The organism is Streptomyces sp. NPDC091289 (assembly GCF_044757365.1).
Classification (GTDB): domain Bacteria; phylum Actinomycetota; class Actinomycetes; order Streptomycetales; family Streptomycetaceae; genus Streptomyces.
Genome location: NZ_JBIVUT010000005.1, coordinates 156,205 through 175,873, shown reverse-complemented (window position 1 = coordinate 175,873; position 19,669 = coordinate 156,205). Strand labels below are relative to the sequence as shown.

17 protein-coding genes are annotated in these 19,669 nt (G+C 72.4%); 11 read left to right on the top strand and 6 right to left on the bottom strand.

Features of this window, described 5'->3' with window-relative positions; all coding sequences use genetic code 11:
* Positions 1-11: 11 nt before the first annotated feature.
* Positions 12-1,496 carry a peptidoglycan D,D-transpeptidase FtsI family protein gene (locus ACIQPT_RS08215; protein ID WP_401153815.1) on the top strand — a complete coding sequence of 495 codons (1,485 nt, stop codon included), beginning with the start codon at positions 12-14 and terminating at the stop codon, positions 1,494-1,496.
* Between the two features lie 146 nt (positions 1,497-1,642).
* Here the strand turns inward: ACIQPT_RS08215 and ACIQPT_RS08210 are convergent, their stop codons facing one another.
* A complete protein-coding gene (locus ACIQPT_RS08210) occupies positions 1,643-2,782 on the bottom strand; it encodes an Lrp/AsnC family transcriptional regulator (RefSeq protein ID WP_401153813.1) in 1,140 nt (379 codons plus the stop codon).
* Between the two features lie 86 nt (positions 2,783-2,868).
* Between ACIQPT_RS08210 and ACIQPT_RS08205 the strand changes: the two genes are divergently transcribed.
* Entirely contained in the window at positions 2,869-4,128 is a 1,260-nt protein-coding gene (locus ACIQPT_RS08205; protein WP_401154193.1) for a M20 family metallopeptidase, read from the top strand.
* Entirely contained in the window at positions 4,125-5,567 is a 1,443-nt protein-coding gene (locus ACIQPT_RS08200) for an MFS transporter (RefSeq protein WP_401153810.1), read from the top strand. The genes ACIQPT_RS08205 and ACIQPT_RS08200 overlap by 4 nt, the downstream gene beginning before the upstream one ends.
* Positions 5,568-5,592: 25 nt before the next feature.
* Here the strand turns inward: ACIQPT_RS08200 and ACIQPT_RS08195 are convergent, their stop codons facing one another.
* Entirely contained in the window at positions 5,593-6,510 is a 918-nt protein-coding gene (locus ACIQPT_RS08195; RefSeq protein WP_401154190.1) for an SMP-30/gluconolactonase/LRE family protein, read from the bottom strand.
* Positions 6,511-6,637: 127 nt separating this feature from the next.
* Between ACIQPT_RS08195 and ACIQPT_RS08190 the strand changes: the two genes are divergently transcribed.
* Positions 6,638-7,096: an Lrp/AsnC family transcriptional regulator gene (locus ACIQPT_RS08190; protein WP_401153808.1), complete on the top strand. Its 459-nt coding sequence runs from the start codon at positions 6,638-6,640 to the stop codon at positions 7,094-7,096.
* Between the two features lie 82 nt (positions 7,097-7,178).
* On the opposite strand, the gene ACIQPT_RS08185 is transcribed toward ACIQPT_RS08190, so the two are convergent.
* The gene (locus ACIQPT_RS08185) at positions 7,179-7,904 is read right to left on the bottom strand and encodes an HAD family hydrolase (protein WP_401154188.1); all 726 of its coding nucleotides are present in this window, start codon (positions 7,902-7,904) and stop codon (positions 7,179-7,181) included.
* A gap of 150 nt (positions 7,905-8,054) precedes the next feature.
* Between ACIQPT_RS08185 and ACIQPT_RS08180 the strand changes: the two genes are divergently transcribed.
* A complete protein-coding gene (locus tag ACIQPT_RS08180) occupies positions 8,055-10,637 on the top strand; it encodes a bifunctional FO biosynthesis protein CofGH (RefSeq protein ID WP_401153805.1) in 2,583 nt (860 codons plus the stop codon).
* A gap of 166 nt (positions 10,638-10,803) precedes the next feature.
* Complete coding sequence (locus ACIQPT_RS08175; RefSeq protein ID WP_401153803.1) at positions 10,804-11,472, top strand: class I SAM-dependent methyltransferase; 669 nt, start codon at positions 10,804-10,806, stop codon at positions 11,470-11,472.
* Positions 11,473-11,546: 74 nt separating this feature from the next.
* Here the strand turns inward: ACIQPT_RS08175 and ACIQPT_RS08170 are convergent, their stop codons facing one another.
* Positions 11,547-12,599, bottom strand: coding sequence for an aldo/keto reductase (locus ACIQPT_RS08170; protein ID WP_401153800.1), 1,053 nt, complete (start codon positions 12,597-12,599; stop codon positions 11,547-11,549).
* A 176-nt stretch (positions 12,600-12,775) separates the two neighbouring features.
* Between ACIQPT_RS08170 and ACIQPT_RS08165 the strand changes: the two genes are divergently transcribed.
* Complete coding sequence (locus tag ACIQPT_RS08165; protein ID WP_401153797.1) at positions 12,776-13,675, top strand: NPP1 family protein; 900 nt, start codon at positions 12,776-12,778, stop codon at positions 13,673-13,675.
* A gap of 16 nt (positions 13,676-13,691) precedes the next feature.
* Here the strand turns inward: ACIQPT_RS08165 and ACIQPT_RS08160 are convergent, their stop codons facing one another.
* The gene (locus tag ACIQPT_RS08160; RefSeq protein ID WP_401153794.1) at positions 13,692-14,705 is read right to left on the bottom strand and encodes a GlxA family transcriptional regulator; all 1,014 of its coding nucleotides are present in this window, start codon (positions 14,703-14,705) and stop codon (positions 13,692-13,694) included.
* A 149-nt stretch (positions 14,706-14,854) separates the two neighbouring features.
* Here ACIQPT_RS08160 and ACIQPT_RS08155 point away from each other — a divergent pair, with 149 nt between their 5' ends.
* Together ACIQPT_RS08155 and ACIQPT_RS08150 are read left to right on the top strand one after the other, a co-directional pair.
* Positions 14,855-15,739 carry an NAD(P)-dependent oxidoreductase gene (locus tag ACIQPT_RS08155; protein WP_401153791.1) on the top strand — a complete coding sequence of 295 codons (885 nt, stop codon included), beginning with the start codon at positions 14,855-14,857 and terminating at the stop codon, positions 15,737-15,739.
* Positions 15,736-16,371, top strand: a complete 636-nt coding sequence (locus tag ACIQPT_RS08150; protein WP_401153789.1) for a maleylpyruvate isomerase N-terminal domain-containing protein — start codon at positions 15,736-15,738, stop codon at positions 16,369-16,371. Before ACIQPT_RS08155 ends, ACIQPT_RS08150 begins: the two co-directional genes overlap by 4 nt.
* Positions 16,372-16,394: 23 nt before the next feature.
* Here the strand turns inward: ACIQPT_RS08150 and ACIQPT_RS08145 are convergent, their stop codons facing one another.
* A complete protein-coding gene (locus ACIQPT_RS08145) occupies positions 16,395-17,291 on the bottom strand; it encodes a MerR family transcriptional regulator (RefSeq protein ID WP_401153786.1) in 897 nt (298 codons plus the stop codon).
* 107 nt (positions 17,292-17,398) lie between these two features.
* Between ACIQPT_RS08145 and ACIQPT_RS08140 the strand changes: the two genes are divergently transcribed.
* Positions 17,399-18,676 (top strand): hypothetical protein, encoded by a 1,278-nt coding sequence (locus tag ACIQPT_RS08140; protein ID WP_401153783.1) that lies wholly within the window; start codon positions 17,399-17,401, stop codon positions 18,674-18,676.
* Positions 18,677-18,787: 111 nt separating this feature from the next.
* The gene (locus ACIQPT_RS08135; protein WP_401153780.1) at positions 18,788-19,654 is read left to right on the top strand and encodes an effector binding domain-containing protein; all 867 of its coding nucleotides are present in this window, start codon (positions 18,788-18,790) and stop codon (positions 19,652-19,654) included.
* Positions 19,655-19,669 lie beyond the last annotated feature (15 nt).

Here is a 19,669-nt window from a genome sequence, read left to right as displayed (position 1 = left end):
TGGGGAGTGGAATGAACAGGCCGTTGCGGCACATAGCCATCTTCTGCGGGCTGCTGGTGCTGGCCCTGCTGCTGCGGGCGAACTGGCTCCAGCACGTGGACCGCCAGGAGCTGGCCCAGCACGAGAACAACGCCCGGGTGCGGTTCGAACGGTTCTCCACTCCGCGAGGCGACATCATCGTCGGCGGCAAGGCGATCACCGGGTCGAAGGAGACCGAGAGCCGGGACTACGCGTTCCGCCGGACCTCCAAGGAAGGCCCGATGTACGCGCCCGTCACCGGTTACGCCTCCCAGGCCCGGGGCACCTCGCTGCTGGAGCGGACCTACGACAGCATCCTCAGCGGCCAGGACGACCGCTTCGCCTTCCGGCACGCCAAGGACGTCCTGACCGGCCAGCCCCGGCGCGGCGGCGACGTGATCACCACGATCGACGCCAAGGCGCAGAAGGCCGGCTACAAGGGGCTGACCGACCTGGGCGCCCGGGGCGCGGTCGTCGCCCTGGACCCGGGCACCGGCAAGGTGCTGGCCCTGGTCTCCACGCCCTCGTACAACCCGGAGGTCTTCGCCGGGATCTCGTTCAAGGAGAGCGACCGCTTCACGGCGCTGGAGAAGAAGAAGAGCAAGCCGCTGGCCAACCGCCCGCTCCGCGAGACGTACCCGCCCGGCTCCACCTTCAAGATCCTCACGGCCGCGGCGGCGCTGGAGCACGGCGTGGTCACCGATGTGGACGCCAGGACGGACGCGGTCTCGCCGTACCCGCTGCCGCTCTCCACGAACAAGATCGGCAGCGAGGCGGGTGACGCGGTCTGCAACAAGGCGTCCATGAAGACCGCCATGCAGTACTCCTGCAACAACGTCTTCCTCGACGCGGCGGCCGAGCTGGGCGAGGACCGGATGCGGGAGACGGCGGAGAAGTTCGGCTTCAACGAGGACGTCTACTCGGACGACTTCGGCGACCTGCTCGCCACGAAGAGCCTCTACCCGCCGAAGCTCGACAAGCCCGGCACGGCCCTCACCGGCATGGGCCAGGGCAGCCTCACCAGCACCCCGATGCAGATGGCGATGGTCACTGCGGCCCTCGCCAACGACGGCAAGCTGATGCAGCCCTACATCGTCGACGAGCTGCGCGGCCCGGACCTCTCCACGCTGGAGAAGAACGAGCCGGCGGAGATGAGCCAGGCCGTATCGCCCGAGACGGCGAAGAAGGTCCAGGAGATGATGGAGCACACCGCGAAGGAGGGCAGCGCCCAGCGCGCCCTGATCGACGGTGTCACGGTCGGCGGCAAGACGGGCACCGCCCAGCGCGGCGTGAACGTGCAGGACGAGGTCCCGTACGGCTGGTTCGTCAGCTACGGCAAGAAGGACGACGGCCGCTCGGTCGCGGTCGCCGTGTTCATCGACCCGACGGACATGGACATCTCCCGCTCCGACATCTCGGGCGGCCGGCTCGGCGCCCCGATCGCGAAGAGCGTGATGCAGGCGGTGCTGGGCGACTAGGGGGCGGCCACTCCAGCCCGTCCGGCTCACCCAGCCCGTCCGGCGTTTGAGGACGGACCCCTTGCTCAGGTGGGCGGGAGGCCGGCGAGGGACCTGGGGCACAGCACCCCTTTGCGGCACCCAGGTCCAGCCGAACGGTCCCGTCCTCAAACGCCGGACGGGCTGAAAGGCGCCCCCGACCGCAGCCGCTCCAGCAGATCCCCCTCCGCCCGCTCGGCCACCGGGTCCTCCCAGAACCGCACCGGTACGCCCCGCAGATGGCGGCCCCGCGGGTCCAGGATCTGGCCCGCCAGCTTCAGCGGCCACAGGGTCACCGCCCGGTCGGCGATGGTGAGTTCGGGGAAGCGGGCGCCGAGCCGGGCCTCGAACGCGGCGATGTCCTCCGCCGAGCGCAGCCAGACCGTGAGCAGCAGGTTGTGGGGGCCGGACAGCGAGGCGCACAGCCGCGTCTCGCGCATCCCGATCAGCTGCGAGGCGATCCGGGCGGTGTCCCCGGGTGGGGCGATGCCCCACATCGTGACGGAGACCGGCCAGCCGGAGAGATAGCGGGCGACCTCGCAGCGGTAGACGAGGGCGTCCTCGCGGTGCATGCGCTCCAGCCGCCGCCGGACCGTGCTCGCGCTCACCCCCGTACGTTCCGCGAGGCGGGCGGCCGGCTGGCGGCAGTCCTCGGCGAGCAGCATGCACAGCCGGGTGTCCAGCTCGTCCGGGGACGGCAGGCCGCGCCGGGGCCCCGGGTGCGGGCGGTCCCTGGTCAGGGCTGACCGGCCGTCCGGGTCCAGCCGGTCGAGCCGCCAGCGGCTGCCCTCCGCGTGGACGGCGGTCGCGATCTGGGAGCGGGTGGCGGCGACGCCGGGCAGGGTGTCAAGGCGGAAGCCCACGTAGCGGGCCAGGGCGGACTGGTCGGGGAAGGCCGCGGTGAGGATCAGGTCCCGGGAGCCGGTGACGTGGTCGACGGTGATCAGGTGCGGGTCGTCCGCGATCTCGACCGCCACGTCGTGCAGAGCGCCCGCCGCGCAGTCCACCTCGATGAACGCGACGATCGGCACGGCGGGCCCCACCGCGACCGAGTAGCAGCTCAGCCAGGCGTGACCGGCCTCGGTCAGCCGGTTCCAGCGGCGGGCGGCGGTCGAGGCGTCGACCCCGAGCACCTTGCCGATCTGCTGCCACTCGGCCCGGGGCGAGGTCTGGAGCGCGGTGATGAGGAGGTAGTCCAGCTCGTCGAGGACGGGCTCCGGCCCGTCGGCAGCGTCGGCGGTGGCGGATTCCTGCGTCGAGGGCGCCATCCGTGCACCTTTCCTGCGGACGATCATGAGCTGAGGGGGGTGCTCCGCACCATACGCCCATGCCTTCGCTGCCCGACGCCCACGCCATGTCCTTGCTGCCCGACGCCCACGCCATCGCCGCCGACCTCACCGCCCTGCGCCACGCCCTGCACCGCGAACCCGAACTCGGCCTCGACCTCCCCCGTACCCAGGCCAAGGTCCTCGCCGCCCTGGAGGGCCTCGGCCTGGAGATCACCCTCGGCACGGCCCTCAGCTCCGTCACCGCCGTCCTGCGCGGCGGCCGGCCCGGGCCCGCCGTCCTGCTGCGCGGCGACATGGACGCACTGCCCGTCCGGGAGGAGACCGGCCTCCCGTACGCCTCCGTCATCGACGGCCGGATGCACGCCTGCGGCCACGACCTCCATGTCACCGGCCTCGTCGGCGCCGCCCGGCTGCTGGCCGCCCGGCGCGCGGAACTGGCCGGGGACGTGGTGTTCATGTTCCAGCCCGGCGAGGAGGGCCAGGGCGGCGCGAAGCTCATGATCGATGAGGGCGTCCTCGATGCGGCGGGGGAGCGGGTCGTCGCCGCGTACGCCCTGCACGTCGTCTCCACCGGCGCTCCGACCGGCTTCGCCGCCACCCGGCCGGGCCCGATGCTCGCCGCCTCCGACGCGGTCCACGTCACCGTGCACGGCCGGGGCGGGCACGGCTCCTCGCCGCACTCCGCGACCGACCCGGTGCCCGCGATGTGCGCCATGGTCACCGCGCTCCAGACGCTCGTCACCCGCGAGATCGACATCTTCGACCCGGCCGTCGTCACCGTCGGCCGGCTCCACGCGGGCACCGCCGCCAACGTCATCCCCGCCACCGCGCACTTCGACGCGACGGTCCGGACCTTCTCCGACGCCGCCCACGCCACGGTCCGCGCGGCCTTCGAACGGACCGTGCACGGGATCGCCGCCGCCCACGGGGTACGCGCGGAGGTCGACTACGTCGAGCAGTACCCGCCGACCGTCAACCACACCGACGAGGCCGCCTTCGCCCTGGCCACCGCCCGCGACATCCTCGGCGCCGACCACGCCTTCGAGTCACCGAAGCCGATGGCCGGGTCCGAGGACTTCTCGTTCGTGCTGCGCGAGGTGCCCGGCGCGTTCGTCGGGCTCGGCGCCTGCCCGCCCGGCACCGACCCGGCCACCGCGCCGATGAACCACTCGCCGCAGGCGGTGTACGACGACGGCGCACTGCCCCACGCGGCGGCCCTGCTCGCGGGCCTGGCCCTGCGCCGCCTGGCCGCCACGTCTCCCACCGCACCGCTGTCCGCACCGCTGTCCGCACCGCTGACCGACGAGGAGCCCGCCCGCCCATGACCGCCACCGCCCCCGGCCGGGCCGCCGCCCCGCCGCCCGCCGCACCGCCCCGCTCCGTGACCGCCGTCGTCGGCCTGCTGATCTTCTTCGAGGTGATGAGCGGCTTCCTCCAGGTCGGCATCGCCCCGCTCCTGCCGGACCTCGCCGAGCACCTGGACATCGGCTCCGCCGACCTCAACTGGGTGGTCTCCGTACAGCTGTTGGCGGCAGCCGTGTGCGTACCGCTGTTCGGCCGGCTAGGCGACCTGTACGGGCACCGCCGCATGCTGCGGATCGCACTGGCGCTGATCGCCGTGGGCACGGTGGTGGTCGCTCTCGCCCCGGGGTACGAAGTCCTGCTCCTGGGGCGGGTGCTGCAGGGGCCGATCGCCGCCCTGCTCCCGCTGGAGATCGCCCTCGTACGGGACCGGCTCCCGGTCGCCGACGCGCGCCGGGCCATCGCCCGCCTGGTCGGGGCGCTCACGCTCGGCGCGATGGCCGGAGGCGTGGTCATGGGCCTCGTCGACTCCGCGTTCGACGATCTGCGCCTGACGCTCCTGGTCCCGGCGGCGCTCGCGGTGATCTGTGTGCCGATCTCCTTCGTCGCCGTACCGGAGTCGGAGGGCCGCACGGGCGGTCGGGTCGACTGGGCGGGCGTGGCCCTGCTCAGCGCCGCGATGGTCGCCCTGCTCGGCGGGGTCGGCGGCGCGAAGGGCGGCTCCTGGCTCACGGCGGGTGTGCTCGGCCCGATCCTGCTCGGGGCGGTGCTGCTGGTGGTGTGGGTGGTGGTCGAACTGCGCAGCGCGGAACCGCTGGTGGACGTCCGGGCGCTGGCCGACCGCCGTACGGCCCCCTTCTACGCGGCCGCGTTCCTGTTCGGCGTCTTCTTCTTCGGCAGCCAGGCCCCCAACTCCACGTTCTACGCGGCGGATCCGGACGTGACGGGGTACGGGTTCGGGCTCGGCGCCCTGGCGATCTCCCTGGTGCTCCTCCCGGCGTCCGTCGGCAGTGTCATCGGATCGCTGGGCACGGCGGCGCTCGCCCGGCGGATCGGCTACCGTCCGACCCTGATGGGGGCCTTCGGCCTGGTGGCGCTGAGCTTCCTCCAATTCGCGCTGCTGCACGGCTCGGTGGGGCAGATGGCGGTGGGCTCGGCCTTCCTGGGCCTCGGCATCGGGCTGGCGCTGGGGGCCATGCCGACGGTGATCGTGGAGGCCACGGAACCGGCGCGCACGGGGATCGCCGCCGCGCTCTACAACAACGTGAAGACGCTGGGCGGTGCGGTGGCGGGCGGAGTCTTCGCCTCGGTCCTGGGCGCGTTCACGGGCGGCGCGACGGGCTCCACGGGGGAGCCGAGCGAGGGCGGGTACGTGGCGGTGTGGCTGGTGGGGGCTGTGTGCGCGGGGGTGGCGGTGGTGATGACGGCTGTCGCCCGCCGCGACGAACGCCCGGCCGGCTGATCCGGCGCGCCCGGCAACCCCAGCCTCAAACGCCGGACGGGCTCGAAGGCGTCCCGGTCAGGTGCGTGCCCGTCACGCCCATGACCAGGGAGTAGAGACTGGTCTCCGCCGTGATGAAGAGCCGGTTCCGCTTGGCCCCGCCCCAGGCGATGTTGGACACCTTCTCGGGTACGGCGAGCCGCCCGATCAGCGTCCCGTCGGGGTCGTAACAGTGCACGCCGTCGTCCATCGCGGCCGCCCAGAGCCGCCCCTCGTCGTCGAAGCGGAGGTTGTCGAAGCGGGCGGCCTCACGGGCCCCGGCCTCGGCGAAGACCGTGCCGTCCGACAGCGTCCCGTCCTGGCGGACGTCGAAGCACCGGATGAACCCCGCCCGGGTGTCGGAGACGTACAACTGCCTCTCGTCGTGCGAGAGGACGAGCCCGTTGGGGGCGCCGAAGCCGTCCGCGGCCAGGTGCACGTCGCCCGTCGCGGGATCGATGCGGTAGACGTTGTTGGAGCCGATCTCGCCCGCCGCGCGGTGGCCCTCGTAGTCGCTGGTGATGCCGAAGTCCGGGTCGGAGAAGTAGACGGAGCCGTCGGACCGGACCGCCGCGTCGTTGGGGCTGTTCAGGAGCTTGCCCTGCCAGCGGTCGGCCAGCACCGTGACGGTGCCGTCGTGTTCGGTCCGGGTGACCCGGCGGTTGCCCTGCTCGCAGCTGATCAGCCGGCCCCGGCGGTCCAGGGTGTTGCCGTTGGTGTATCCGGCGGAGCGGCGGAAGACGCCGACGGCACCGGTCTCCTCGTCCCAGCGCAGCATCCGGTCGTTGGGGATGTCGCTCCAGATCACCTGCCGCCAGGCGGGCACGTACAGGGGGCCTTCGGCCCAACGGCAGCCGGTGTACAGCACTTCCAGGCCGGCGTCGCCGTTCATGCACCGCCCGGTGCGGAACCGGTCGTCGAACATCTCGTACACGAGCCCTCCCCATCCTGATCCTGATCCTGGTCCTGATGTCGGCCGAATGATCTACGGCTCGAATGGGAGATTGCCGTATGAGATATGGTCACGGCAAGTGAATGCCGAATGGAGAGTTGTGGATCACATAGATCGTTCCTTGCTGGCACATCTTCAGCAGGACGCCACCCAGTCCTATGCCGCGTTGGGCCGGGCCGTGGGCCTCTCGGCCGGTGCCGCCCACGAACGCGTACGGAAGCTGCGCGAGAGCGGGGTGATCCGGCGTACCACCGTCGAGGTGGACCCGGTGGCGGCCGGGCGCGCCGTCCTGGCCTACGTCATGGTCGACTCGGTCTCCTGGATGGGCGATGCGGCGGAGGACTTCGCCGCGCTCCCCGAGATCGTCGAGGCGCATGTCATCGCCGGCAGCGCGTCGGTGCTGGTGAAGGTCAGGACCGCGACCACCGAGCAGCTGCAGGACGTGCTCCGCCGGATCTACGCGATCGACGGGGTCAGCGGGACGCAGGCCACGGTCGTGCTGGAGACGTTCTTCGAGCGCCCGGTCCCCCTGGAGGCGGAGGCTGCCGCCCAGGAGTGAGCGCAGGGTCCCGGGCCGGGCCCTGGCCGTCACGAGCCGGACCCCCCGGACCCCCGGGAACCCGGACCCCCACGCGAACGCTCTACCGCACCGACCTCAGCCCGCCCCGCCGCACCACCTTCGCCTCGCCGCCGGGCGAAGCATCCGACGCATCCGGGCCCGCTGCCTCGGCCACCCCCGTCAACCCCGCCAGATCCGTCAACGCGTCGATGCGGAAGTCCGCCGTCTCCACCACGTCCGGATGGTCCGCCCACCAGTGCCCGTAGGGCCCACGCCGCAGATGCGCCGTCCGCATCCCCGCCGCCGCGGCCGGGAACAGGTCGTCGGCCGGGTGGTCGCCCACGTACAGCGTCGCCTCCGGGGCCGCGCCCGCCACCTCGGCCACCCGCGCGAAGAACTCCGGGTCCGGCTTCCGTACGCCCCACTCGTCCGAGGCGACCACCAGATCGGCGGGCAGATCCAGCGCCCGCAGCAGCTCCCCGGCCCGGACCGTGCCGTTCCCGGCCACCACGACCCGGATGCCCGCGGCCCGCAGTTCGCCCAGCGCGGGCCGGACGTCCTGGTAGAGATCCGACTCGTCGAGGTGTTCTCCGCGCCCGGCGGCGGCCCGCGCGCGATACGCCTCCTCGACGTCCATGTCGGGCCGCAGGATCCGCAGCGCGTCCGTGGCCTCGCGGCCCTGGGCGACGGCCGCGCCCACCAGCGCACTGAGCGTGTGCGGCGGTACGCCGAGCCAGTTGGCCCAGGACGCCCAGTGCCGGTCGTCGCGTACGAGGGTTTCGCCGATGTCGAGGACGATCGTTTCCATCACCGTTCCGACACTAAGCGTGAGGACACCGTCGGCGGGCTCTCATCCGGGTGAGTCGGCCCGCACGAGTGACCACGGCCACCCCACAACCTGCGAATCCCGGCCCCAGGCCCTGGTCCGGCGCACGCGCCTCGCTCGTATGCTCGGTTCATGACCGATCCTCAGAGCGGACGCCCCACCTCCAACGCCATGCGGCGCGCGCTCAAACGTGCCCGTGACGGTGTCGCCCTCGATGTCACCGAGGCCGCCGTCCTGCTCCAGGCGCGCGGCGACGATCTGACGGACCTCGCCGCCTCGGCGGCCCGCGTCCGGGACGCGGGCCTGGAAGCGGCGGGCCGGCCGGGCGTGATCACGTACTCGCGCAAGGTCTTCATCCCGCTCACCCGCCTCTGCCGCGACAAGTGCCACTACTGCACCTTCGTCACCGTCCCCGGAAAGCTCCGCCGGGCCGGCCACGGCATGTTCCTCTCGCCCGACGAGGTGCTCGCCATCGCCCGCGAAGGCGCCGCGATGGGCTGCAAGGAAGCGCTGTTCACGCTCGGCGACCGCCCCGAGGACCGCTGGCCCGAGGCGCGGGAGTGGCTGGAGGCCGAGGGGTACGACGACACGCTCGCGTACGTACGCGCCATGGCGATCCGGGTCCTGGAGGAGACGGGCCTGCTGCCCCACCTCAACCCGGGCGTGATGACCTGGACCGACCTCCAGCGCCTCAAGCCCGTCGCGCCCTCGATGGGGATGATGCTGGAGACGACGGCGACCCGCCTGTGGTCCGAGCCGGGCGGCCCGCACCACGGCTCCCCGGACAAGGAGCCGGCCGTACGGCTGCGGGTCCTGGAGGACGCGGGCCGCTCCAACGTCCCCTTCACCACCGGCATCCTGATCGGCATCGGCGAGTCGTACGAGGAGCGCGCCGATTCCCTCTTCGAGCTGCGCAAGACGGCCCGCGCCTACCACGGCATCCAGGAAGTCATCGTGCAGAACTTCCGCGCCAAGCCGGACACGGCGATGCGCGGGATGCCCGACGCGGAGCTGGAGGAGCTGGCCGCCGCCATCGCGGTGGCCCGGCACATCCTCGGCCCCTCCGCCCGGATCCAGGCCCCGCCGAACCTGGTGGACGCCGAGTACGCGCTCCTCATCGGCGCGGGCATCGACGACTGGGGCGGGGTCTCCCCGCTCACCCCCGACCACGTCAACCCCGAACGCCCCTGGCCCCACATCGACGAACTGGCGGAGCGGACGGCCGAGTCGGGCTTCACGCTCCGCGAACGCCTCACCATCTACCCGGAGTTCATCCAGCGCGGCGAGCCCTGGCTCGACCCCCGCCTCCTCCCGCACGTCCGCGCCCTGGCCGACCCGGAGACGGGCCTGGCCCGCGAGGACGCGCTGCCCGTCGGCCTGCCCTGGCAGGAGCCGGACGAGGGGTTCACCTCCTCCGGCCGCACCGACCTCCACGCCACCATCGACACCGAGGGCCGCACCGGCGACCGCCGCAACGACTTCGACGAGGTGTACGGGGACTGGGAGGCGCTCCGCGAGGCGGCGGCCCCCGGCATGGTCCCGTCCCGCATCGACGCCGACGTACGCCAGGCGCTGAGCCAGGCCGCCGACGACCCGACGAAGCTCACCGACGACCAGGCGCTCGCCCTGCTCCACGCGGACGGCCCGGCGCTGGACGAGCTGTGCCGGATCGCGGACGCGCTGCGCCGGGACGTGGTCGGCGACGACGTCACGTACATCGTCACGCGGAACATCAACTTCACCAACGTCTGCTACACCGGCTGCCGCTTCTGCGCCTTCGCCCAGCGCCGCACGGACGCCGACGCGTACACCCTCTCGCTGGACCAGGTCGCGGACCGGGCGGCGCAGGCGTGGGACGTCGGCGCGGTCGAGGTCTGCATGCAGGGCGGTATCCACCCGGACCTGCCCGGGACGGCGTACTTCGACATCGCGCGGGCGGTGAAGGAACGGGTCCCCGGCATGCACGTGCACGCCTTCTCGCCCATGGAGGTCGTCAACGGCGCGACCCGCACGGGGATGTCGATCCGCGATTGGCTGACGGCCGCCAAGGAGGCCGGGCTGGACTCGATCCCCGGTACGGCGGCGGAGATCCTGGACGACGAGGTCCGCTGGGTCCTGACCAAGGGCAAGCTGCCCACGGCCACCTGGCTGGAGGTCATCAAGACCGCGCACGAGGTGGGTCTGCGCTCGTCCTCGACGATGATGTACGGGCACGTCGACCAGCCCCGCCACTGGCTGGGCCACTTCCGTACGCTCTCTCAACTCCAGCAGGAGACAGGCGGGTTGACGGAGTTCGTCACGCTCCCCTTCATCCACACCAACGCCCCGGTCTACCTGGCCGGCATCGCCCGCCCGGGCCCGACGGACCGCGACAATCGGGCGGTGACGGCGATGGCGCGGCTCCTCCTCCACCCGCACATCACCAACATCCAGACCAGCTGGGTGAAGTTGGGCACGGAGGGCGCGGCGGAGATGCTCCGCTCGGGCGCGAACGACCTGGGCGGCACGCTGATGGAGGAGACCATCTCCCGTATGGCGGGGTCGAGTTACGGCTCGTACCGCTCCATCCAGGGCCTGGAGGCCATCGCCGAGCTCGCGGGCCGTCCGTCCCGCCCGCGTACGACGCTGTACGGGGAGGTCCCGGCCGAACGCGTCGCGGCGGCCACGGCCTCGGACGGTCATCTGCCGGAACTGCTGCCGGTGCTGCCGAGCTGAGGGAGGGGAGGGGAGGGAGGGGGTGGGGGACGGGGTGCCCCACCCCCTCCGCTCGGCAGCCCATGGCGGCGGGACCGGTCGGCGGGCCTCCCGCTCCTCGCGTACGCCGGAACGTCGCACTTCCGTTGCCCGGAACAGCCCGGTGGTCGCATAACCTCGCGGGGTGATGGAACCGTTGCACCTGGACACGATCCGGCAGTCGTACGACGCCGTCGCCGCCGACTACGCGCGGTTCGTCAAGGACCCCGCCGAGCTGGACCCGATGTCGCGTGCCGTGCTGGCCGCGTTCGCCGAGCTCGTCACGTCGGCGGACCTCGGGCCGACGGCCGATGTGGGCTGCGGACCGGGCAAGGTGACCGCGTACCTGTCCGGGCTGGGCGTTTCCGCCTTCGGGGTCGACCTGTCACCGAGGATGGTCGGGCTGGCCCGCGCGGCCTATCCGGACCTGCGCTTCGAGGTCGGCTCGATGACCGCGCTGGAGTCGGGTGACGACGGACTCGGCGGCATCCTGGCGTTCTACTCCACGCACCACCTGCCGCCGGAGGCGCTGCCCGCCGCGTTCGCCGAGTTCCACCGGACGCTGGCGCCCGGCGGGCACCTGTTGCTCGTCACCCGGGTCGGCGACGACGGGCACCAGCGTCGGACGTACGGCTACGGGGGCGACCCGGCCCCCTTCGACAGCTACCGGCTGCCCGCCGACCGGATCGCCGAGCTGCTGGAGCGGGCGGGGTTCGTCGTCACGGATCGGACGCTCCAGGCGCCCGAGGCGGGCGCGAAGCGGCCGGTGGCCGGGTTCTTGGCCCACAAGCCGGAAGCCGCAGCTTCACCGAAGTAGCCCGCCGGCCCCGCTGCCCGCCTGCCCTCCCTTCGCCGCCTCCGGGGCCCCTACGCCGCCCCCGGCCCCGCCCCCTACACGGCCGCCGCGCGCTCGCCCACCGGTCGCCTGCGCTGCGCGACATCGGTCAGGGAGGGCGGCGTCCACACGCCGTCCGGCGGGTAGACGTCGGTCCCGGGTGCGACGATCGCGTCGATCCGGTCGAGCGTCTCGTCGTCCAGCGTGAGCGAGGCGCCCTTCACCAGCCCCTCCAGTTGCTCCATCGTGCGCGGTCCGATGATCACCGAGGTGACCGCCGGGTGTGCCAGGGGGAAGGCGACGGCCAGCTCGGGCAGGGTGGTCCCGATGCTGTCGGCCACGGCGACGAGCTGCTCGACGACCTCCAGCTTGGCGGCGGTCAGCGGGGACTTAGGGTCGAACCGGTGCGGTTGCAGCGCCGCCCGCCCGGTGGACAGGTCGATGGTCCCGCCCTTGCGGTACTTGCCGGTCAGGAAGCCGGAGGCGAGCGGGCTCCAGGTGAGCACGCCCATCCCGTAGCGCCGGCAGACCGGCAGGACGGCCCGCTCGATGCCCCGGGCGAGGATCGAGTACGGCGGCTGCTCGGTCCGGAACCGTCCGAGGCCACGCCGCTCGGCCACCACGTGCGACTCGACGATCTCCTCGGCCGGGAACGTGGAGCAGCCGAAGGCGCGGATCTTGCCCGCGTGCACGAGGTCGGTCAGCGCGGAGAGGGTCTCCTCGATGTCCGTGGTGTGGTCGGGGCGGTGGACCTGGTAGAGGTCGATCCGGTCGGTGCCGAGGCGGCGCAGGCTCTCCTCGACTTCCTGGACGATCCAACGCCGGGAGTTACCACCCCGGTTGGGGCCTTCGCCCATCGGGAAGTGGACCTTGGTGGCGAGGACGACATCGTCGCGCCGCCCCTTCAGCGCCTTGCCGACGATCGTCTCGGACTCGCCGGCGGAGTACATGTCCGCCGTGTCGACGAAGTTGATGCCCGCGTCGAGGGCGGCGTGAATGACGCGTACGGAGTCGGCGTGGTCGGGGTTGCCGACCGAGCCGAACATCATGGTGCCGAGACAGTGCGCGCTGACCTCGATGCCGGTGCCGCCGAGTGTGCGGTAGAGCATGGTCGAGCTCCCTGGTGGGTGTGCGGGGTGCGGGGTGAGGGGTGCGGTGTGCTGGGATCGGACCTGCCGCACTTTAGGACTTCGAGTGCGTTCTAGGGCAAGACCTCCGTGGCGAGTGCCGGCGTCGATTCCTCCGAAGTGAACTCCGTTTCGCTCTGTCATGTCCCGGGCAACTCATGCGGGATGCCACCCCACCGTCCCGTGCCGACGCGTCAGGAGCGCCACCCGTGCGAAATCAGCTGATTCCTCTGTCCGTACCCTCCGCACCATCCATCGCACCCGTCCCGAGTGCGCCTCCCGGCAGGCGCCGGGCCACCCGCACCGCCGCCGTCCTCGCCGCGGCAGGTCTCCTCGTGCTGGGCACCGCCTCCGCCGCCCACGCCGACCCGCCGCAGAACCTTCCCCAGAGCGCGGGCGGTTACGAGCAGGCGTTCTCGCCCGCCTTCGACTACGACGGCGACGGCTGCTACGCCACCCCCGCCATCGGCCCGGACGGCACGCTCGCTCCCGGCCTGAACACGACCGGCGCGATCAACGGCAGCTGCCGGGACCAGTGGGACCTGGACAACTCCCAGACGTACGCCCGCTCCAAGTGCAACAACGGCTGGTGCGGCATCGTCTACGCGAGCTACTTCGAGAAGGACCAGGCCGTCCACGGCAGCGGACTCGGCGGCCACCGCCACGACTTCGAGCATGTGATCTCCTGGGTCAACCAGGACTCCGACCAGGTCGATTACGTCTCGACGACGCAGCACAGCACCGTCAAGACCTACCCGCGCTCACAGGTGCGGTTCGACGGCTCGCACCCCAAGGCCGTCTACCACAAGGACGGTCCGAGCACGCATTTCTTCCGCCTCGCCAACGACAACGACGAGCCGCCGGAGAACCACTACGGCGACTGGCGCTACCCGCCGATCGTCGACTGGAACGGCTTCCCCAGCACGGAGTTGCGCGACAGGCTCATGAACGCCGACTTCGGGTCCGCGACCATCAAGGTCACCGACAAGGACGACCGCTTCCGCAACCTGCTCAACAACTCCAAGCCCGCCGGAATCCCCTTCGACCCCTGGGCCTGAGCAGGCCGAAGGGCCGCTACGCCAAGGGAAAGGCGCGCCGGTAGTCGCTCGGCGACACCCCGATCTGCTTGAGGAAGTGGTGGCGGAGGTTGTTCGCGGTGCCGAGGCCGCTCAGCTCCCCGATCCTGGAGACCGGCAGGTCCGTCGATTCCAGCAGGCTCTGGGCCCGGCGCAGCCGCTGGTTGAGCAGCCATTGCAGCGGCGTCACCCCGGTGGCCGCCTGGAGCCGCCGGTAGAGGGTGCGCGGGCTCATCGCGGCCCGCCGGGCCAGGTCCTCGACCGTCAGCGGCTCGTCGAGGTGCGCCCGTGCCCAGTCCAGCACGGGCGCCAGGCCCCGGTCGTCCGTGGCGGGCATCGGCTGGTCGATGAACTGCGCCTGGCCGCCCGGGCGGTGGGCCGGGACCACCATGCGGCGGGCCAGTTGGTTGGCCACGTGCGCGCCGAGGTCGCGGCGTACGAGGTGGAGGCAGAGGTCGAGCCCGGCGGTCAGGCCCGCGCTGGTGAGGACGTCGCCGTCGTCCACGTACAGCACCGAGTCGTCGACCCGCACCTTCGGGTAGCGGGCGGCCAGTTGGGCGGTGTGCATCCAGTGGGCGGTCGCGCGACGGCCGTCGAGGATGCCCGCCTCGGCGAGGGCGAAGGCACCCGTGCACAAGGACACCATGCGGGCGCCGGCGTCATGGGCGAGGCGCAGCGCCGCGATCAACTCCGGGTCCAGCGGCCGGTTTTCGTCCACGCAGGGGTCGGGCACCGAGGGCACGATGACCGTGTCGGCGTCGACGAGATCGGCGAGGCCGTAGCGGGTACGCAAGGACAGCCCGGCCCCGGCCCCGGCCTCGGACCCGTTCGCGGAAGCGCCCAGGTCCTGACCGGGCTCCCGCGTGCCGCACAGCCGCAGGTCGTACCAGGGGTCCGCCAGGTCGGGCTGCGGCTTTCCGAACACCGTGCAGGGGATGCTCAGTTCGTACAGATCCCAGGAGGGGACGTGCATCTCCTCGGTCACGACCACGGCGACGGAACCAGCGCTCATGCCCGTCAGCGTATGGCAGGAATTTGGTGGTCGCCGTCATCACTGTCACTTTTCCCGCCTCTCCCGTGCTGCGAGCGTGGTCCGTACGTGATCAATCAACGGGGCCCAGGCGTGGGCAGACGGACAGATCGACAGGGAGTTGCTGAGGCATGGGTACCGAGCGTTCGGCCGTGACGGTCATCGGACTGGGGCAGATGGGATCGGCGCTTGCCGCCACCTTGTTGGAGAGGGGCCACCCGACCACCGTGTGGAACCGTTCGACGGCGAAGGCGGAGCCGCTGGTCGAGCGGGGCGCCCGGCAGGCCGCGACACCCGAGGAGGCCGTCGCGGCGAGTTCGTTGATCATCGTGTGCGTGCTGGACTACGACGCGCTGCACGCCACCCTCGACCCCGTCGCGGCCTCCCTCGCGGGCAAGTCCCTGGTCAACCTCACCTCCGGGTCCCCGGAGCAGGCCCAGGAGGTCGCCGCGTGGGCCCGCTCGCACTCCGCCGACTATCTCGACGGCGCGATCATGACCACCCCGCCGGGCGTCGGCAGCCCCGAGATGATGTTCCTCTACAGCGGGTCGCACGCCGTCTTCGCGACCCACCGCCCGACCCTGGCGGCCCTCGGTGACCCCCTGCACCTGGGCACCGAGCCGGGTCTGGCCTCCCTCTACGACGCCGCGTTGCTCGGCCTGATGTGGTCCACCATGACCGGCTGGCTGCACGGCACCGCCCTGGTCGGCGCGGAGAGGACCGAGGCCACGGCCTTCACCCCGGTCGCGATCCGCTGGCTGAGCGCCGTGACCGGATTCCTGACCACGTACGCCACCCAGGTCGACGCCGGCCACTACCCGGGCGACGACGCCACCGTCGACGTACAGATCGCTGCCATCGACCATCTCCTCCACGCCGCATCCGCCCGGGGCATCGACAACGCCCTGCCCGAACTCCTCAAGGCCACCATGGAACGCACCCGGGACGCGGGCCACGGATCCGACAGCTACGCGAGCGTCATCGAGGTTCTGAGGAAGGGGGCGGCCGGCGCATGACCGTGATCCCGTCGACCACCACAACTCGCTCTCCGGACGCACTCCTTGACCCGCCCCCGCGATGGCCGGACCTGATCGCGACCGCCACCGACGACAGCCTGGCCGCCCTGGCGGAGGTGACCGGGCGGGACTGGTCGCGCCCCGCCCACGGCCTCGACTGGACCTGCCGCCAGACCCTGGACCACCTCGCGCTCGGCCTGACCGGTTATGCGGGCCTGCTCATCGCCCGCCCCACCGACCGCTACATCACCCTCTTCGCCTCCCTCGACCCCCAGGCCCCCGTCCGTGACTGCCTGGACGGCCTCCGTATCGCCGCGACCCTCGCCGCCTCCACCGTCCGCGACACGGACCCCGACGTACGGGCCTGGCACCCCTGGGGCACCTCCGACGCGACCGGTTTCGCCGCCATGGCGATCACCGAACTGACCCTCCACACCTACGACATCACCCGCGCCCTCGGCGTGCCCCGGCCCCCGCCCGACACCGCCGCCGCAGCCGTCCTGGCCCGCCTCTTCCCCGAAGCGCCTTCCGGGCGCCGCCCGTCCGACACGCTGCTGTGGTGCACGGGCCGCGCCGCGCTTCCGGGGCTGCCCCGGCGCGTGGAGTGGCAGTGGGACGGGACGGTGCGCTGACGTTCATCGGCTCTGGCGGTCCGTCAGAGATACTCCTGCGTCAGGTAGTCCAGGTGCTCAACGTCTCCCGGTCGTACGGCATCGCGCGGCAGCCGGCGCAGAGCGGCGATGTCCTCGGCCTCGAGCAGGCCGGTCGTCGAGAGTTCGCCCAGCGCGTTCAGCTCGCACTCCCGGCAGTCCGCGTCCTGCTCCACGACGGCGGCCGAGGCGAGGAGCGAGGCCAGTGTCCGGACCTCCCGTCGGTCGAAGGACCGCACCCAGTCGCAGATCGTCTCGCACGCACGCTCCCGGACCTTCGCCGTGGCCGACACCAGGTCCCGGGTGAGGGCGAGCAGGCGCTCGTCGCCGATGGAGCGGGAGGCGGACCGGACGGCAGCGGGGTGGGAGGCGGACCGGACGGCGGCGGGGTGGGAGGCGGACCGGGCGGCGGCGGACGCGGGCACGGCCGCGCAACCCGCTGCGGCTCCTCGCCCCTCGGCGAACTCCTCCGGCCAGAAGCCCGTCGGCTCCGGCGTCCCGTCCAGCGCCGCATCGACCCGCCCCCGGATGTACGCCCCGGTCATCGGGCACTCCAGCGCCCGGTCCGTCCGGCAGTCGAGCATGTGGGTGAGCACCCCCACGGCCCGCTCCAGCCTCCCGATCCGCGCACGCAGCGCGTCCCGCTGGCCGGCGATCAGGGCCAGCCGGTCGTCCAGTCGGTCGCTGTCCACGATGGCGCTCGTCTCCGCGAGCGTGAGCAGACCGTCCTCGTGCCAGAGCTGCGCGTACGCCAGCCGGGACAGGTCGGCGCGGCGGTAGTGCCGGACGCGGCCCCGGCGCTCGCTGTGCCGGACGAGGCCGCGCTCCTCGTAGAAGCGCAGGGCCGCCACCGTCAGCCCGAAGGCCTCCGCGACCTCGCTGATCGAATACAGATCCCGCACGGGCACCTCCGGAACCGCGATCCATCCATCCAGCGCTTGCGCTCAAGCTTACTTGAGCGTGAAGGCTGTGCCGGGTCGTCGCACCCACCGGAAGGTCCAGGTCAGCCATGCCGGCCCAGCCACAGCCCCTCACCACTCCCGCCTCCCCGTCCCGCACCCCCGGCCCCGGACCGTCCGCCCCGGCAAGGGCGTCGGCCGCCCTCCTGACCGCCGGATTCGTCCTGGTCGCCCTCAACACCCGGGTGGCGTTCGGGCAGCTCGGGCCGCTCGCCCCGGTCGCCGGCTTCGGAACCGGCACGCTGACGGTCCTCGGGCTGCTGCCCCCGCTCTGCATGGGCCTCTTCGCCCCGCTCGCCGTGACCGTACGGCGTCGGCTCGGCGAGGAGCGCGGTCTGTTCTGGGCGAGCGTTCTCCTGCTCGCCGGGGCGGTCGTCCGGGTCATCGGCCTGCCGGGTCTCTTCGCCGGCACCGTGCTCGTCAGCATCGCCACGGCCGTGGTGAACGTCCTGATCCCGGTGTTCGTGCGCAGCCGGTTCGCTCCGCGCCGGGCCGGCGTGATGATGGGCGTCTACGCGCTGTCGATGGGCGCCGGATCCGCTCTCGTCGCCGCGCTGATGGTGCCCGTCTGGCAGGCGTCCGGCCACTCCTGGCGTACGGCCGTGGCCCTGGCGGTCATTCCGGCCGCGCTCGCCGCTGTGGGTATCGCTCCCCAACTGCCGTACGGGAGAGGGGGGAAGTGCCCGGACCCGGCACGGGCCCGGGCCGGGGCCGGTGTCGGCGTCGGGTCCGGGGCTGGCGTCGGTGTCGGGCCCGGGGTGGGCGTCCTCGTCGGGCGCGGGAAGGGCCTTGCCTGGAGCCTGATCGGCTACTTCGGCCTGCAGACGCTGCTCTTCTACACCACCCTCGCCTGGCTGCCCGCGATCCTCGTCGACGCGGGGGTGGCCGAGGCGACGGCCGGGACCATGCAGTCCCTGTTCATCCTCGGCGTCGCGGCGGGCGGCTTCCTCACCCCCGTCCTGGCCGCCGCCCGTACCGACCAGCGCCCGCACCTGCTCGCCGTCCTCCTGGTCTGCGGCCTCGGCTACGCCGGTCTCCTCGCCGCCCCCGCCGCGCTCCCTGCCCTCTGGGCGCTCGTCCTCGGAGCGGGCCTCGGCGGCGGGCAGGCGGTCGCCGGAGTCCTGTACGTGAAGCGGGGCCGGGACCAGGACCACGTCGCCGCCCTGTCCACGGCGGCCCAGACGGGCGGCTACCTGATCGCCGCCACCGGCCCGCTCGCCGCGTCCGTCCTGCACACCGTGACGGGCGCGTGGACCGCGCCGCTGCTCGCCTTCCTCGGCGTACTGCTGCTCAGCACCGTGGCGAGCCTGCGGGCCGGGCACGGCTGAGGGCGGGGCCCGGCCCGGACGGCGACCCGACCGCACCGGGCACAGGATGTCGGGTCCGGCACAGTGGGTCTTTCCTAGCGTGGAGATCAGTAAAGGGAAGGACGGCCAGGAGTGCTGGAACGGCTGAACGAGGCCATGGACCACATCGAGGACCATCTCGATGAGCCCATCGAAGCGGCCGAGCTGGCCCGTATCGCCATGACGTCGGAGTACCACTTCCGGCGGATGTTCTCCGCACTGGCGGGCATCCCGCTCTCCGAGTACATCCGCCGCCGGCGGCTGACGCTCGCCGGGGCCGAGGTGCTCGCCGGGGAACGGACGCTGCTCGATGTCGCGGTGCGGTACGGGTACAGCTCGGGCGAGGCGTTCGCGCGTGCCTTCCGCGCCGTGCACGGGGTCGGCCCCGGCGAGGCGCGGCGGACGGGTGCGGCGCTGCACTCCCAGCCGAAGATGTCCTTCCGCCTGATCGTCGAAGGGAGCAGCAGCATGCGGTACCGGGTAGTGGAGAAGGACAGGTTCCGGCTCGTCGGCAGGGGGACACGGATCCCGCTGGTCTACGAGGGGATGAACCCGGCCATCGTGGAGTTCGTCAAGAGCATCGGCAAGGAGACGCTGGGGCGCTGGGAGGAGCAGGCGGCCGGGGAGCCCGACGGTGTCGTGGCCGCCGTCAGCAACCACTCGGCGGAAGACGCGGAAGGCACCGAGCTCGACTACTTCCACGGAGTGGTGAGCGAAGCGGAGGTGCCCGGGGCTTCGGAGAGCCTCGACATCGAGCCGGGGACGTGGGCGGTGTTCGAGTCCTCGGGCGAGTTTCCGCAGGCGGTCCAGTACCTCTGGCGGGACGTGTACACGCAGTGGTTCCCGTCGAACCCGTACCGGAGCCGGCCGGGCCCGTCGCTCTCGCGCACCCGGGTGTCCGAGGACGGTACGCACGCGGACGCGGAGGTGTGGATCCCGGTGGAGCGAGCCGGCGACTGACCCCGGCCGGTCGCG